At 69.9% G+C, this 13,873-nt stretch carries 14 protein-coding genes; 9 read left to right on the top strand and 5 right to left on the bottom strand.

Going from position 1 to position 13,873, the window contains the following annotated elements; all coding sequences use genetic code 11:
- Window positions 1-16: 16 nt before the first annotated feature.
- Genes ISU10_RS06760 through ISU10_RS06750 form a run of 3 tightly spaced genes read left to right on the top strand, consistent with a single transcriptional unit; the run spans window position 17 to window position 2,457 of the window.
- Window positions 17-1,000: a zinc-dependent alcohol dehydrogenase gene (locus tag ISU10_RS06760; RefSeq protein ID WP_370864875.1), complete on the top strand. Its 984-nt coding sequence runs from the start codon at window positions 17-19 to the stop codon at window positions 998-1,000.
- 1 nt (window position 1,001) lies between these two features.
- Window positions 1,002-1,412: a 6-pyruvoyl trahydropterin synthase family protein gene (locus ISU10_RS06755; RefSeq protein WP_194695620.1), complete on the top strand. Its 411-nt coding sequence runs from the start codon at window positions 1,002-1,004 to the stop codon at window positions 1,410-1,412.
- 16 nt (window positions 1,413-1,428) lie between these two features.
- Window positions 1,429-2,457, top strand: coding sequence for a glycosyltransferase family 4 protein (locus tag ISU10_RS06750; protein ID WP_194695619.1), 1,029 nt, complete (start codon window positions 1,429-1,431; stop codon window positions 2,455-2,457).
- Here the strand turns inward: ISU10_RS06750 and ISU10_RS06745 are convergent.
- Window positions 2,454-3,809, bottom strand: coding sequence for an HNH endonuclease signature motif containing protein (locus ISU10_RS06745; RefSeq protein WP_194695618.1), 1,356 nt, complete (start codon window positions 3,807-3,809; stop codon window positions 2,454-2,456). The two genes, ISU10_RS06750 and ISU10_RS06745, sit on opposite strands and share 4 nt — an antisense overlap.
- Before the next feature lie 566 nt (window positions 3,810-4,375).
- On the opposite strand from ISU10_RS06745, the gene ISU10_RS06740 reads away from it, so the two are divergent.
- The 5 genes from ISU10_RS06740 to hemW all read left to right on the top strand — a co-directional run bounded on the left by ISU10_RS06740 (window position 4,376) and on the right by hemW (window position 9,932).
- Window positions 4,376-5,251: a lysylphosphatidylglycerol synthase domain-containing protein gene (locus tag ISU10_RS06740; protein ID WP_194695617.1), complete on the top strand. Its 876-nt coding sequence runs from the start codon at window positions 4,376-4,378 to the stop codon at window positions 5,249-5,251.
- A complete protein-coding gene (locus tag ISU10_RS06735) occupies window positions 5,244-5,936 on the top strand; it encodes a RibD family protein (protein WP_194695616.1) in 693 nt (230 codons plus the stop codon). Before ISU10_RS06740 ends, ISU10_RS06735 begins: the two co-directional genes overlap by 8 nt.
- Window positions 5,933-6,586, top strand: a complete 654-nt coding sequence (locus ISU10_RS06730; RefSeq protein WP_194695615.1) for a GTP cyclohydrolase II — start codon at window positions 5,933-5,935, stop codon at window positions 6,584-6,586. Before ISU10_RS06735 ends, ISU10_RS06730 begins: the two co-directional genes overlap by 4 nt.
- A gap of 117 nt (window positions 6,587-6,703) precedes the next feature.
- A complete protein-coding gene (locus tag ISU10_RS06725) occupies window positions 6,704-8,521 on the top strand; it encodes an AMP-dependent synthetase/ligase (RefSeq protein ID WP_194695614.1) in 1,818 nt (605 codons plus the stop codon).
- Window positions 8,522-8,705: 184 nt separating this feature from the next.
- Window positions 8,706-9,932 carry a radical SAM family heme chaperone HemW gene (hemW, locus tag ISU10_RS06720; protein ID WP_194695613.1) on the top strand — a complete coding sequence of 409 codons (1,227 nt, stop codon included), beginning with the start codon at window positions 8,706-8,708 and terminating at the stop codon, window positions 9,930-9,932.
- Between the two features lie 22 nt (window positions 9,933-9,954).
- Here hemW and ISU10_RS06715 read toward each other — a convergent pair whose 3' ends face one another.
- The 4 genes from ISU10_RS06715 to ISU10_RS06700 form a co-directional block, all read right to left on the bottom strand.
- The gene (locus ISU10_RS06715) at window positions 9,955-10,464 is read right to left on the bottom strand and encodes a DUF4870 domain-containing protein (RefSeq protein ID WP_228499931.1); all 510 of its coding nucleotides are present in this window, start codon (window positions 10,462-10,464) and stop codon (window positions 9,955-9,957) included.
- A gap of 134 nt (window positions 10,465-10,598) precedes the next feature.
- Window positions 10,599-11,453 carry a DUF3097 domain-containing protein gene (locus ISU10_RS06710; RefSeq protein WP_194695612.1) on the bottom strand — a complete coding sequence of 285 codons (855 nt, stop codon included), beginning with the start codon at window positions 11,451-11,453 and terminating at the stop codon, window positions 10,599-10,601.
- 69 nt (window positions 11,454-11,522) lie between these two features.
- The gene (locus tag ISU10_RS06705) at window positions 11,523-11,849 is read right to left on the bottom strand and encodes a FliH/SctL family protein (protein WP_194695611.1); all 327 of its coding nucleotides are present in this window, start codon (window positions 11,847-11,849) and stop codon (window positions 11,523-11,525) included.
- 50 nt (window positions 11,850-11,899) lie between these two features.
- Complete coding sequence (locus ISU10_RS06700; protein WP_194695610.1) at window positions 11,900-12,742, bottom strand: MBL fold metallo-hydrolase; 843 nt, start codon at window positions 12,740-12,742, stop codon at window positions 11,900-11,902.
- A gap of 84 nt (window positions 12,743-12,826) precedes the next feature.
- Here ISU10_RS06700 and hrcA point away from each other — a divergent pair, with 84 nt between their 5' ends.
- Window positions 12,827-13,828: a heat-inducible transcriptional repressor HrcA gene (hrcA, locus tag ISU10_RS06695; protein ID WP_194695609.1), complete on the top strand. Its 1,002-nt coding sequence runs from the start codon at window positions 12,827-12,829 to the stop codon at window positions 13,826-13,828.
- The last annotated feature ends 45 nt before the right edge of the window (window positions 13,829-13,873 follow it).

Below are 13,873 nucleotides of genomic sequence, written 5' to 3'. Positions count from 1 at the left end.
CGTTTTGGAGGTGGCGGTGGCGCGGGCGTTCTGGGTGGCCGAGCCGGGCCGAGGCGAGATCCGCACCGCCACGGTGCCGACTCCCGGTCCCGGTGACGTGCTGGTCCGCACCCTGCGATCGGGCGTCAGCCGCGGCACCGAGACGCTGGTCTTCGAGGGGCGGGTGCCGGCCAGCCAGTACGCCGCGATGCGCGCGCCCTTCCAGGAGGGCGAACTCCCCGGGCCGGTGAAGTACGGCTACCTCAACGTCGGCCTCGTCGAGCAGGGACCGGACGCCCTGGTCGGGCGCACCGTGTTCTGTCTCTACCCGCACCAGACCGCATACGTCGTCCCGGCGGGCGCGGTGACCGTCGTCCCCGACGGTGTCCCGGCGGCTCGCGCGGTGCTCGCAGGCACGGTCGAGACCGCCGTCAACGCCTTGTGGGACGCGCGGCCCCTGCTCGGTGACCGGGTCGCGGTCGTCGGCGCCGGCATGGTGGGCTGCTGTGTGGCCCGACTGCTGGCCGGCATCCCGGGCGTCGAGGTCACCCTGGTCGACGTCGACAGCTCACGAGCAGCGACTGCTGCCGCGCTGAGACTGGGTTTCGCCGCCATTGAGGACGCCCCGCACGATGTCGACCTCGTCGTGCACACGTCCGGCACCTCGGTGGGCCTGCAGACCTCCCTCGACCTTCTCGCCCCGGACGGAGAGGTGCTGGAGCTGAGCTGGTACGGCGACCGGCCGGTCAGCGTCGAGCTCGGTGGCGCCTTCCACTCGCGCCGGCTGGCGGTCCGGGCCAGCCAGGTGGGCGAGGTGGCCGCGGCGCGACGGGGTCGGCGTACGCATGCGCAACGCCTGGCCCTGGCCCTCGACCTGCTGCGCGACCCTGCGTTCGACGTGCTGCTGACCGGGGAGTCGCGGTTCGACGAACTGCCCGACGTGATGTCCGGGCTGGCAGATGGCTCCCTCTCCGCGCTTTGTCAGAGCATCATCTATCCCGACGGCGACGAGCAGGAGTGACGTGTTCACGGTGACGGTGCGCGACCACATGATGATCGCCCACAGCTTCCAGGGGGAGGCCTTCGGTCCGGCGCAGCGGCTGCACGGCGCGACGTACGTCGTGGACGCGGCGTTCACCGGTCCTCGGCTCGACTCCGACGGGGTGCTGCTCGACATCGGTCGTGCTGCCGAGCTGCTCAAGGACGTGCTGTCGCGGCTCAACTACCGCAACCTCGACGACGAGGCCGACTTCGCCGGCGTCAACACCTCCACCGAGGTCCTCGCCCGGGTGGTCGCCGACCGCATCGCCGAGCGACTGCGTGCGGGGGAGCTGGGCGAGCACCTGGCCGCCACCGAGGGTGGGTTGGCGAAGATCGCGATCACGCTGCACGAGTCGCACGTGGCGTCGGCGAGTTTCGAGAGGCCCCTGTGACCAGGCCGGGGACGACTTGAGAGTCCACCTCGTCGGGCCGGTCGGCCTGTCGGACCCCGCTCGGCCGAGCGGGGGAAACGTCTACGACCTGCGAGTCGCGGCGGCGCTGCGTGCCCGTGGGCACGAGGTGGCAGTGCACGAGACGACCGTCGAGGACCTGAGTTCGCTGCTCGGGTCGCTGCCTGAGGGTGCCCCCGTCGTGATCGACGGGCTGGTCGGCTCGACGTCTCCCCACGCCCTGGCCCGCGCGGGTGACCGGCTGAGACTCGTGATGCTGGTACACCTCCCGCTGGGGCTCGGCGTGGCGGGCTCGATGCCTCAACGCGATCCCGAGGCGCGTGCTCTCGCGGCTGTGTCCGCGGTCGTCTGCACCAGCGGGTGGACCCGCGACTGGCTGGCCGGTGAGTACGGCCTTCCCTCCGCCCGCTTGCACGTCGTGGTGCCGGGCGCCGACAAGTCGCCCCTCGCCGAGGGTTCGGCGACCGGAGAGCGGCTGCTGTCGGTGGGTGCGGTCACTCCGGTCAAGGGTCACGACGTCCTCGTCGCCGCACTCGCGTCCCTCATTGACCTGCGCTGGACGTGGTCCCTCGTCGGCGCCTCCGTCGACGCCGACCACGCCACCCGGCTGTGGTCCTCCCTGTGGCGATCCGGCCTGGACGACCGCGTCACCCTCGCCGGCGCCCTCACCGGAGCGGACCTGGCCTCCGCCTACGCCGGCGCCGACCTGCTCGTGCTGCCGTCGCGTCACGAGACCTACGGCATCGTCGCCTCCGAGGCCCTGTCGCGCGGCATCCCCGTCCTGGCCACCGACGTGGGTGGGGTACGGGAGGCGCTCGGCTCTGCCTCGGGCACCGAGGTTCCAGGCTTCCTGGTCCCCTCGAACGATCCCGTTGCTCTCGGTGCTGCGTTGCGCTCGTGGTTGACCTCGCCGCCGCTGCGGACCCGACTCCGGTCCGTCGCCGTCGAACGGCGGGACGGGTTGGCGGGCTGGGATGTCGCTGCGGCTTCGTTGGAGCGGGTGCTGGCGGGGTTGTCGAGTCACTAGATTCGTTGGCTGCCGCGTGGGGTGCGGAGGTAGTGGGTGTTGTGGGGTCCGTGCCAGAGGTAGCCCTCGGGCATGGCGTGGTAGCGCCAGTGGCCGGCGGTTTTGGCGCGGTGGTGGCGTCGGCACAGGGGGACGAGGTTCTCGGGGTGGGTTTGGCCGGGTGGTCCGCCTTCTTCGAGTGGCTTGTAGGGGGTGGGGTGGTCGAGGTCGCAGGTGCGGGCGTCGATGTTGCATTTGGGGAAGATGCAGGTCTGGTCGCGCAGGATGACGAGTTCGCGCATCCAGGTGGGTGGGTCGTGGGAGTCGACGGCGTCGCGGCGGGCCATGTTGAGGACGGGCAGGATCTGGACGGCGGTGTGGCCGACCCAGGCGCGGAGGCGGGCGATGGTGGTGGCGCCGAGGCGTTCGATCCTGCCGGTGGCCAGGGCGGTCTCGGTTCCGCCGTCCGCGGTGGTGGCGATCTCGAGGTCGTCGGAGTCGACGTGGACGATGAGCTTGATCTTGCTGCCGTGTCTGGTGATGGCCTTCGAGAGTCGTTCGAGGTCCTCGGGGGTGTGCTGTCCGGTCAGGGTTGATGCGGCGAGGTGGGTGATGATGCGGATGGCGGTGATCTTGCGGACTCCGAGGGGGCTGGTGTCGCCGCTCTGGCCGAGCTGGTGGGCCAGGGTGACGACCAGGGTATGGAAGTCGTTGAGGGTGGGGGTGTCTCCGGAGATGGTGAGGTGGCTGGTGCCGGTGTAGTCGGTCGGGGCGGGGTGGGAGACCTCCAGTCCCCAGGAGGCCTGGGCTTGCTCTTCCTCAGATTGGGTGGTTTGGGGGTCGAAGGTGGCGGCGGCGTGGGCGACGAGCCGGTCGGTGATGAGGGGTCCGATGGCGCCGTCGGTGCGGGTGGCGAGCTGGGTGTCGACCCAGCGGGCACCATCGAGGGGCAGGTGGCGGGTTTGGACCGCGACGCGGCGGGCCTGCCAGGTCGGCACCTGGAGTGCTTCGACCCGTTTGAGGAGGATGGGGAGGCGGTGGTGCAGGTCCAGGGCGTCGCCGATCAGCCCGGCCCCGGCGGCCGGGGTCATGTCCAGGGCGGCGGCGAGGGTTTCGTGGGTGAAGGCTGCGACGGCGGGGGTGCCGTCCCCGCCCAGGGAGTCGGGTTTCTCCAGCAGGGTGAGGATGGCGCCGTCGGGGCCTTGGGTGCCGGTCTGGGTGGTGGCGGGGTGCAGGATCGCCCAGTGGTAGGCCAGGCGGAGGCGGAGTAGTTCGCGTTGGCGGATCTCGGTCTCGTTGGTGCGGGCGAGTGCGAGCACCTCGTTGGGGGTGAGGTCGTCGACCTCGAACCCTTCTGTTGGTGCCGTGCTCATGGGGTCAAGCACATCATCGGGCACCGACACTCGACCCCCGGAAACGGGCTGGATCCCCAGGTGTTGAGCCAGATTCCCGACGAATTGGTGTCGGCTGGTTTCGAGACGGTCGCTAGCGCGACCTCCTCAACCAGCAGACGGCGGCCGGGGGCGCGACCTCCTCAACCAGCAGACAGCGGCCGGGGGTGCGACCTCCTCGACCAGCAGAACCTCCTCGGCTGGTTTCGAGACGGTCGCTAGCGCGACCTCCTCAACCAGCAGACGACGGTTGTTGGCGCGACCTCCTCAACCAGCAGACGCCGGCCGGGGGCGCGACCTCCTCAACCAGCAGAACCTCCTCGGCTGGTTTCGAGACGGTCGCTAGCGCGACCTCCTCAACCAGCAGAACCTCCTCGGCTGGTTTCGAGACGGTCGCTAGCGCGACCTCCTCAACCAGCAGAACCTTCTCGACCAGCAGACGACGGTTGCTGGCGCGACCTCCTCAACCAGCGAGCTGCGGCCGCTCGGACCTCAACCTGGAGACACGAGTGTTGAACCGCCACGCCGACGCCGCCGTAAGGCAGGACGTGAGGGGACGTTGGTGGGCACTGGCCAGGGTCACGGGGGGCCTGGTCGTGCTCGGCGTGCTCGTGACGCAGGTGGGCGCTGAGCCGTTCGTCGCGGGGCTGGAGGCCGTGGAGCCGGCGACGGTCGCGATCGCCTTGCTCGTGGTCGGCGCCGCCACGGTCTGCAGCGCCCAGCGATGGCGCCTCGTCGCACGCGGCTACGGCGTCGACGTACCCCTCACCACCGCCACTGCGGCCTACTACCGGTCGCAGTTCCTCAACTCCGTGCTGCCCGGAGGTGTGCTCGGGGACGTGCACCGTGGGCTCGCCCACCGCGCCCTGCGGTCCGTGGTCTGGGAGCGGGTCCTGGCGCAGGCCGTCGCCATTGCTTTGGCGTTGCTGGTGGTGCTCGTCGCCTGGCCCGCTGGCTCGGGGCCCTCGACGCTCGTCCTCGCTGCTCTGGCCGTGGCGGCGATGGCATCAGTGGCCGTGCTCGTCGTCGTGCTGACCAACAAGTTCGTGATGGAGCCCGACGTGGTACCCGCCGTACTCGGGCTCTCGGTCCTCTCAGCCGCCGGTCATGCGGTCGTCTTCCTGGTCGCGGCGCGGGCGGTCGGCGTCGATGCTTCGACGAGCACGTTGCTGCCGATCGCGCTCGTGGTGCTCATCGCGGCGGCCGTCCCCCTGCACCTCGCCGGCTGGGGACCGCGCGAGGGCGCGGCCGCGTGGGCGTTCGCGGCCGCCGGGCTGGGGGCGGCGACGGGGGCGTCGGTAGCAGTCGCGTACGGCGTGCTGGCACTGTTGGCGACCTTGCCGGGGGCTGCTCTGCTCGTCCTTCGCCGCCCCCTGCAGCCGACGACCGAGCAACCACGAGAGGAGGTGGCCTCTTATGGCTGACCGGCCCTACATCCTCCTCAGCTGCGGGATGTCGATCGACGGCTACCTCGACAACGCCTCGAGCAAGCGCCTGCTGCTCTCCAACGACGCCGACCTCGACCGGGTCGACGCCGTGCGGGCCAGCGCGGACGCGATCCTCGTCGGCGCCCAGACCGTCCGGCAGGACAATCCCCGCCTGCTGGTACGCAGCGCCGCCGGCCGCGACGCCCGGATCGCCAAGGGTCTGCCACCCACGCCGACCAAGGTCACCGTCACTGCCGGCGCACAGATCGATCCGAGGGCGAGGTTCTTCGCCACGGGCAAGACCGACAAGCTCGTGTACTGCGCGAGGGCGGCCGTCAGGGAGGCGCGCGAGCGCTTCCGCGACGTGGCCACCGTCGTCGACGGTGGAGATCAGGTGCGGATGCAGCGTCTCGTCGAGGACCTCCACGAGCGCGGCACCAACCGCCTGATGGTGGAGGGCGGCGGCAGCATCCACACGCAGTTCCTCACGGCGGGCCTGGCCGACGAGCTGCACCTCGTGGTCGCGCCCTTCTTCGTCGGCGACTCGCGGGCACCGCGGTTCGTCGAGGATGGCCGGTTCCCCTGGAACCAGGACCGCCGCGCGACACTCGCCGACGTACGCCGACTCGGCGATGTCGTGCTCCTCCGTTACGCACTCTCGGACCGTTACGAGGACCAATGAGACCGCCAACCGCCACCATCCGCACCCAGGTCGAGATCCCGCTGCGCTTCGCAGACGGCTACGCGACCACCGCGCGGGCGTTCACCTTCGACGGTCTCGTCGACGGGGGTGAGCACGTCGCACTCCGGCTGGGCGCCCACCTGGGCAACCCCCTGGGGAGCCAGCTCCGCACGCGCACCGACGGCGCGACCCTGGTCCGCGTGCACAGCGAGTGCCTGACCGGGGACGTCTTCGGCAGCGACCGTTGTGACTGCGGCCCACAGCTACGCGAGTCCGTCGAGCGGGTCGCCGCGTCCGGCGGTGTCCTCCTCTACCTCCGGCAAGAAGGTCGCGGCATCGGCCTCTACGCCAAGCTCGACGCCTACGCGCTGCAAGACGACGGCCTCGACACCTACGACGCCAACCTGGCGCTGGGATTCGGGGCCGACGACCGCGACTACACCGTCGCGGCGCAGATGCTCCTGGCCCTGGGCATCGACCGCGTCGCCCTGCTGACCAACAACCCTGACAAGGCCGAGCAGCTGGCAGCCCTCGGGATCGACGTCAGGGCCCGCGTGCCCACAGGCGTCCACCTGACCGAGACCAACGCGACGTACCTTGCCGCCAAGGTGCGGCGTCAGCAGCACACCCTCGAGCTGCCCGCGATCTGAGGCGCGCACGGCCGTTGTACTTACCCGCGCGTAACAACGTGGGTTAGGTTTCCCTGCAACGGTCCGCCGGGGTGGCCCCCTGTCGCCCCACCGAACTGATGCAGGGAGCCCCAGCGCATGCCCACGACCATCAACGACAACTTCGTCGACTCCCTGCCGCCCAACGTCGCGGTCCAGTTCCTCGAGCGGGTGGCCAAGTCCCCGCAACGAGAGGCGTTCCGCTATCCCGAGGGTGCCGGCTGGGCGTCGGTGACCTGGAAGCAGGCCGGTGACGAGGTCAGCCGGATGGCCGCCGGCCTCCTGGCCCTCGGCGTCCAGCCCGAGCAGCGCGTGGGCATCGCCTCTGGCACGCGCTACGAGTGGATCCTGGCCGACCTCGGCATCATGTGCGCAGGTGCGGCGACGACCACGGTCTACCCGAGCACCAACGAGGACGACACGGCCTACATCCTCAGCGACTCGGAGTGCCAGGTGGTCTTCGCCGAGGACGACGTCCAGCTCGCCAAGCTGACCGCTCGCAAGTCCGAGCTGCCGACCGTGCACAAGGTCGTCACCTTCGACGGACGTGCCGATGGCGACTGGATCATCGGGCTCGAGGACCTCGAGAAGCTGGGCGAGGCCTATCTCGCCGAGCACCCCGGCGTCATCGAGGAGACCGCCAAGTCCATCAAGTCCGAGCAGCTGGCCACGCTGATCTACACCTCGGGTACGACGGGCCGGCCGAAGGGCGTCCGGCTGCGGCACAGCTCGTGGGTCTACGAGGGCGAGGCCATCGCCGCCCAGAACATCCTCAGCGAGGACGACCTCGAGTTCCGCTGGCTGCCGATGGCCCACTCCTTCGGCAAGGTGTTGATGTCGACCCAGATGGCCATCGGCTTCGCCGCCGCCATCGACGGCCGGGTCGACAAGATCGTCGACAACCTCGGCATCGTGAAGCCGACCTTCATGGGCGCGGCCCCGCGCATCTTCGAGAAGGCCTACGCCCGCATCGTCACGATGCAGGAGGCCGAGGGCGGCCTGAAGGAGAAGATCTTCAACCAGGCCTTCAAGGTCGGGCTCCAGGTCGACAAGCTCAAGCGCGAGGGCAAGTCGGTCCCGTTGCCGCTCTCCCTGCAGCACGGCCTGTTCGACAAGCTCGTCTTCAGCAAGATCCGCGAGAGGTTCGGCGGCCGGGTGCGCTTCTTCATCTCCGGTGCGGCCGCGCTCAACCGCGACATCGCGGAGTGGTTCCACGCCGCCGGCATCATCATCCTCGAGGGCTACGGTCTGACCGAGACGTCGGCCGGCTCGTTCGTCAACCTGCCTGACGACTACCGGTTCGGCACCGTCGGTCGTGTCTTCCCGGCCAGCCAGGTGAAGATCGACGACACCGGCGAGATCCTCATCAAGGGTCCTGGTGTGATGGACGGCTACCACAACCTGCCCGACGAGACCGCGAAGTCCCTGACCGACGACGGCTGGCTCAAGACCGGTGACAAGGGTGAGCTGGACCCCGATGGCAAGCTGCGCATCACCGGCCGCATCAAGGAGCTCTTCAAGACCTCCGGCGGCAAGTACATCGCCCCGCCGGCGATCGAGTCGAAGTTCAAGGCGATCTGCCCCTACGCCAGCCAGTTCATGGTGTTCGGCAACGAGCGCAACTACGTGGTCGCACTGGTCACCCTCGACCCCGACGCGATCGCCGAGTGGGCCAAGGAGAACAACGTCGCCGGTGACTACGCCGCGATCGTCTCCTCCGAGGCCTGCCGCGCGATGGTCGCCGGCTACGTCGACGAGCTGAACAAGAACCTCAACCGCTGGGAGACCATCAAGAAGTGGGAGCTGCTCGACCACGACCTCACCGTCGAGTCCGGCGAGCTCACCCCCTCGATGAAGGTCAAGCGCAACGTGGTCGAGGACAACTACAAGGCCACGATCGCCAACTTCTACGCCTGAGCCGCTGGCCACAGGCTGCACGTGGGGCGGGTGCGCGACGGTCGCACGCTCGCCAAGGTGGGGGTGTGGAGCCATCTCGGGAGGTACGGCGTCTCCTGCGTGACCAGAGCGGTGCTCGGATCTACGACCTCAACGGCGAGGACCTAGGCGAAGCCGGAATTGGTGGGCCTGATTGGATGAAGGCATGCCGTCCGCACTCCCGCCGGGCGACCCCGCACCTGCCGACGGCGCCCTTCCCGAGAGCGCCCTGGCGGGGCTGGGCCGTCACCCGTTCGGGTTCTACGTGCACGTGCCCTTCTGCACGGTGCGTTGCGGCTACTGCGACTTCAACACCTACACCGCAGACGACCTCGGTCGTTCGGCCAGCGTGCGAGGTGCCTCGAGGAGCACCTACGCGGAGGCCGCGATCGACGAGGTGCGGTTCGCACGGCAGGTGCTCGGCGACGTCGACGTGCCGGTGTCCACGGTCTTCTTCGGCGGCGGGACCCCGACCCTGCTTCCGCCCGGCGAGCTCGGCTCGATCCTGGCGGCCATCGGTGCCGAGTTCGGCCTCGCGCCCGGCGCCGAGGTGACCACCGAGGCCAACCCCGACAGCGTTGCCTTGTGGGACCTCGAGGAGCTGCGCCAGGTCGGCTTCAACCGGATCTCCTTCGGCATGCAGTCGGCGGTGCCACACGTGCTCGGCACGCTGGACCGCACGCACGACCCACTGCGGGTGCCGGCGGTCGTCGGCTGGGCGCGTCAAGCCGGCTTCGACCAGGTCAGCCTCGACCTGATCTACGGCACGCCGGGGGAGTCGCCCGAGGACTGGGAGACCTCGCTGGAGGCGGCCCTGGCCTGCGAGCCCGATCACGTCTCGGCGTACTCGCTGATCGTCGAGGAAGGTACGGCGCTGTCCAGGCGGATCGCGCGCGGCGAGCTGCCGATGCCCGACGAGGACGACCTTGCCGACAAGTACCTGATGGCCGACGAGCACCTGACCAAGGCCGGCTACGGCTGGTACGAGGTGTCCAACTGGGCACGCGACCACCGAGCCTGGTGCATGCACAACCTGGGGTACTGGACCGGTGCCGACTGGTGGGGCGTCGGCCCCGGTGCGCACTCGCACGTGGGCGGCGTGCGGTGGTGGAACGTCAAGCACCCCGCGGCCTACGCCGACCGGATCACCTTGAAGGTGAGCCCGGCGCAGGCTCGCGAGGTGCTCGATGACGAGACCCGCCGAGTGGAGCGGGTGCTGCTGGAGATCCGCCTCAACGACGGGCTTCCCGTGGAGGTACTGGAGGCGACCGGTCGGGCCGCCCTCTTCGACCTGGAGCGGCGTGGGCTGATCGACCGGCTGGGTCAGCGGCTCGTGCTGACGACCGAGGGTCGTCTGCTCGCGGACGCGGTCGTCCGCGAGCTGCTGCCTTGACGTAGGACCGGCTACGCCGACCTCAGCTGACGAAGCGCAGCGTCAACGGGTAGCGGTAGTCCTCGCCGTTGGCTGCCCTGATCGAGGCCTGGATCAGGAAGACCACGATCGCGACGAAGGCGGCCAGCGCGACCGGGATCACGATGATCAGACCCAGGCCGATGGTGAGGATCGAGAAGAGCACGGCGGCGGCGCCGTAGATCAACAGGGAGATCTGGAAGTTCAGCGACTCCACGGCGTGCTTGCGGACGTAGGGCGACTGGTTGCCCACCGTGAGCATGATGACCAGCGGCGCCAGGAAGCCCATCGCCAGCCACGCCGCGACGAAGACACCCCAGTGGGCGGCGGAGGCCCAGTTGCGGTCTGTCTGCGTGATGGTTCCGGCGACAGGCGGGCCGTAGGCGTAGGCGGGCTGCTGGTGCGTCGGCTGCTGGTACTCCGGCTGCTGGTACTCCGGCTGCTGGTAGGCCGGGGGCTGCTGGTCGGGCCCCTCGTCACCCTGGTGAGGGTTCGGGTTCGGGGTCTCGGTCATGGCGGTTCTTCCTGTCGTCGGTGGTGTACCCACGACGTTAGACGCGATCGCGCCCAGCCGGGATCCGTGAGCGCCCTGACCGTGCCCTGAGGTGCCGGTCAGGGAGGTTTCGAGACGGTTGCTGCGCAACCTCCTCAACCCACGGAACTGACGAAGTCGATGAGCTCCTCGACCCGTCCGAGCAACGCCGGCTCCAGATCGGCGAAGGAGGACACCCTGCCCAGGATGTGCTTCCAGGCCCGGGCGGTGTCCTCCTGGGTGGCATGCGGCCAGCCGAGCCGCTTGCAGACACCCTTCTTCCACTCCTCCGACCGGGGGATGTCGGGCCAGCGCTCCAGGCCCAGGCGGTCGGGCTTGACGGCGGCCCAGATGTCGACGAACGGGTGCCCGACGACCAGCACGTGCTGGCCGACAGATGAGCGACGGACCTCGTCGGCGATCCGGCTCTCCTTCGAGCCGACGACGAGGTGGTCGACCAGCACGCCGACCCGCCGCTGGGGACCGGGTGCGAAGTCGCGCAGGTGTGCGGCGAGATCGTCGACGCCAGCGAGGTACTCGACGACGACGCCTTCGATGCGCAGGTCGTCACCCCAGACCTTCTCGACCAGCTCGGCGTCGTGGCGGCCCTCGACGAAGATGCGGCTCGCCCTCGCGACACGTGCCCGCGTCCCGTGCACGGCCACCGACCCGGACGCCGTACGAGTCGGCTTGGCCGGCCCCGTGCGCACGGGCGCGGACAGGATCACCGGCCGACCCTCCAGCAGGAACCCTGGGCCGAGCGGGAAGGTACGTCGCTTCCCGCGGCGGTCCTCCAGCGTCAACGTGTCCAGGTCGCGGTCGACCGCGACGATCTCGCCGACGAAGTCGGTCATCACCTCCTCGACGACGGCGCCGAGCTCGGCGGCAGCCGGGGTGGCGCGACCGTTCTTCGGGGCACGCCAGTCGGTGGCGAGGACATCGGAGCCGTAGCGGCCCATGCGATCTGCCATTCGATCTAGGGGGGGCACCCGCTCCACGCTAGGTAGCCGAGACTGCGGGCCCGTTGAGGCGCGCCGGGCTCAGTCCCCGGTGTCGTGCCCGGTGTCGTGCCCGGTGTCGTGCCCGGTGTCGTGCCCGGTGTCGTGCCCGGTGTCGTGCCCGGTGTCGTGCCCGGTGTCGTGCCCGGTGTCGTGCCCGGTGTCGTGCGCCTCGTCGGCCAGCTGCAAGCCCTCCTCGGAGTCACGCTCGAGGACCGGTGTCTCGGGGTCACCGAGATCCTGACGTTCCGCCTCGTCGTCAAGGGGTTCGGCCAGCGGGTTGTCGTCGCCAGGCTGCAGGTCCTCGGGCAGGTCCTCGTCGGTGACGGTGACGGTGGCGTAGTCGCTCTCGGGCTGCTGCTCGCTCATCCCCTTGGTCTAGCGCCGTGGTCGAGCAACAGCCACACCCCGACGGGTGCTCACACGAGGGGCAGGCGCTTCTGGCTGCGGGGCAGGTGCTCGTAGCCCCTGCGGACGGCGTGGACCAGGGCACGCTCGGGGTAGGGCCACTCGGCGGCGGCCAGCGCATCGTCGATGGCCACGCCGCGCGTGGCCAGGTCCCGGATCGTCTCGGCGACGATGCCGATCTCGTTGCGCTGCACCTCGACGAACTCGCGGTCGACGACGGCGCCGTGCCCGGGCACCACGACCGACGCGGTCGTGGTGAGCCCCAGCACCACATCGAGGGTCAGCGGCCAGTCCATCGGGTAGGAGTCGGATCCGTACGCCGGTGGGTTGCCGTCCTCGACGAGGTCCCCAGCCAGCAGCACGTCGGCGTCGGGCACGCGCACGACCAGGTCGCCGCCGGTATGACCGCGGCCGGGGTGGACGAGCTCGACCTGGCGGTTGCCGAGGTCGAGGGCGATCGCGGAGGAGAACGTGCGCTCGGGCACGACGACCTCGGTCGCGGCAACGTCTGCCCACTGCGGCTCGGTCTCCTGGACAGCGTTGGCCCGCACCTCCGCTGCGTGCGCGGGCAGGGACTCGGCGGCGTTCTCGTGGCAGATCAGCTCGGCCCCCTCGGACCGGAGCACGCCGTTGCCGAAGGTGTGGTCCCAGTGCTCGTGGCTGTCGACCGCCCACATGATCGGGAGAGCGGTCACGTGGCGCAGGTCGACGAGCATCTCGCGGGCCAGCGCCGCCGATGCCTGGGTGTCGAGGACGAGCAGTCCGGCGTCCCCGGCGACTGCCGTGACGTTGACGTCGAGCCACGGGTAGCGCGCGACCCACACCCGGTCGGCCACCTCGATGAAACCTGCCACGATCGACGAGCCTAGTAGGCTTGGCACTCAACGGCGATGAGTGCCAGTCATGACCAGTGTCGAGGGCCAAGAGAGGAGCGAGCCGTGCAGGACGACCGCAAGCTCGCCGTGCTCCGGGCGATCGTCGAGGACTACGTCTCCACCCAGGAGCCCGTGGGCTCCAAGGCTCTCGTCGAGCGCCACTCGCTGGGCGTCTCGCCCGCGACCGTGCGCAACGACATGGCGGCGCTCGAGGAGGAGGGGTTCATCACCCAGCCCCACACCAGCGCCGGGCGCATCCCGACCGACAAGGGCTACCGGCTCTTCGTCGACAGGCTGACCACGCTCAAGCCGATGAGCACCGCCGAGAAGCGTGCCATCGCAACCTTCCTCGACGGCGCGGTCGATCTCGACGACGTCGTGCACCGATCCGTCCGGCTGCTCTCGCAGCTGACCCACCAGGTGGCCGTGGTGCAGTACCCCACGTTGTCGCGGTCGACGGTGCGTCACGTCGAGCTGGTCGCCCTGGCACCCAACCGGCTGCTGGTCGTCCTGATCCTCTCGACCGGTCGCGTGGAGCAGCGGCTCGTGGAGCTCGACCAGCCCGTCGGTGACGACAGCGTCGCCGACATCCGCTCCTCGATCCACCGGGCGGCCATCGGCGAGACCATCGCCAACGCCGTCAGCGCCCTGCGAGCCCTAGAGGCCACCGGCGCTACTTCGTCCGTCGTCGCGACCCTCGTCGAGGCCATGTCCGACCACCGCTCCGACGAGCGGGTCGTGGTCGGGGGGGCCGCCAACCTGGCGAGGTACGGCGACTCGTTCGACGTCGACGTACGCCCCCTCCTCGAGGCCCTCGAGGAGCACGTCGTGCTGCTCAAGCTCCTCGGCGAGGCCCAGTCGGGCGGGGTCCTGGTGCGGATCGGCCACGAAGGCCCCTACGAGGAGCTGGCCTCCACCAGCGTCGTCTCGACGGGCTACGGCCCCGGCGACGAGGCCATGGCCAGCCTCGGCATCGTGGGCCCCACCCGCATGGACTACCCCGGCACGATGGTTGCCGTGCGCGCCGTCGCCCGCTACGTCTCGCGCATCCTCGACGAGGCGTAGGGCTCACGAGCTCGCGCCTCAACCACTGAAGACCAAAGGACTGTT

The organism is Nocardioides agariphilus (assembly GCF_015352445.1).
Classification (GTDB): Bacteria; Actinomycetota; Actinomycetes; order Propionibacteriales; family Nocardioidaceae; genus Nocardioides; species Nocardioides agariphilus.
Note: the sequence above shows the minus strand (reverse complement) of the source record. Positions and strands in the feature narration are given on the sequence as shown.

Coding starts and splice junctions, on each gene's coding strand:
- ISU10_RS06745 (WP_194695618.1), bottom strand. CDS start 3,809: ATGAGCACGGCACCAACAGAAGGGTTCGAGGTCGACGACCTCACCCCC.
- ISU10_RS06735 (WP_194695616.1), top strand. CDS start 5,244: ATGGCTGACCGGCCCTACATCCTCCTCAGCTGCGGGATGTCGATCGAC.
- ISU10_RS06730 (WP_194695615.1), top strand. CDS start 5,933: ATGAGACCGCCAACCGCCACCATCCGCACCCAGGTCGAGATCCCGCTG.
- ISU10_RS06725 (WP_194695614.1), top strand. CDS start 6,704: ATGCCCACGACCATCAACGACAACTTCGTCGACTCCCTGCCGCCCAAC.
- hemW (WP_194695613.1), top strand. CDS start 8,706: ATGCCGTCCGCACTCCCGCCGGGCGACCCCGCACCTGCCGACGGCGCC.
- ISU10_RS06715 (WP_228499931.1), bottom strand. CDS start 10,464: ATGACCGAGACCCCGAACCCGAACCCTCACCAGGGTGACGAGGGGCCC.
- ISU10_RS06710 (WP_194695612.1), bottom strand. CDS start 11,453: ATGGCAGATCGCATGGGCCGCTACGGCTCCGATGTCCTCGCCACCGAC.
- ISU10_RS06705 (WP_194695611.1), bottom strand. CDS start 11,849: ATGAGCGAGCAGCAGCCCGAGAGCGACTACGCCACCGTCACCGTCACC.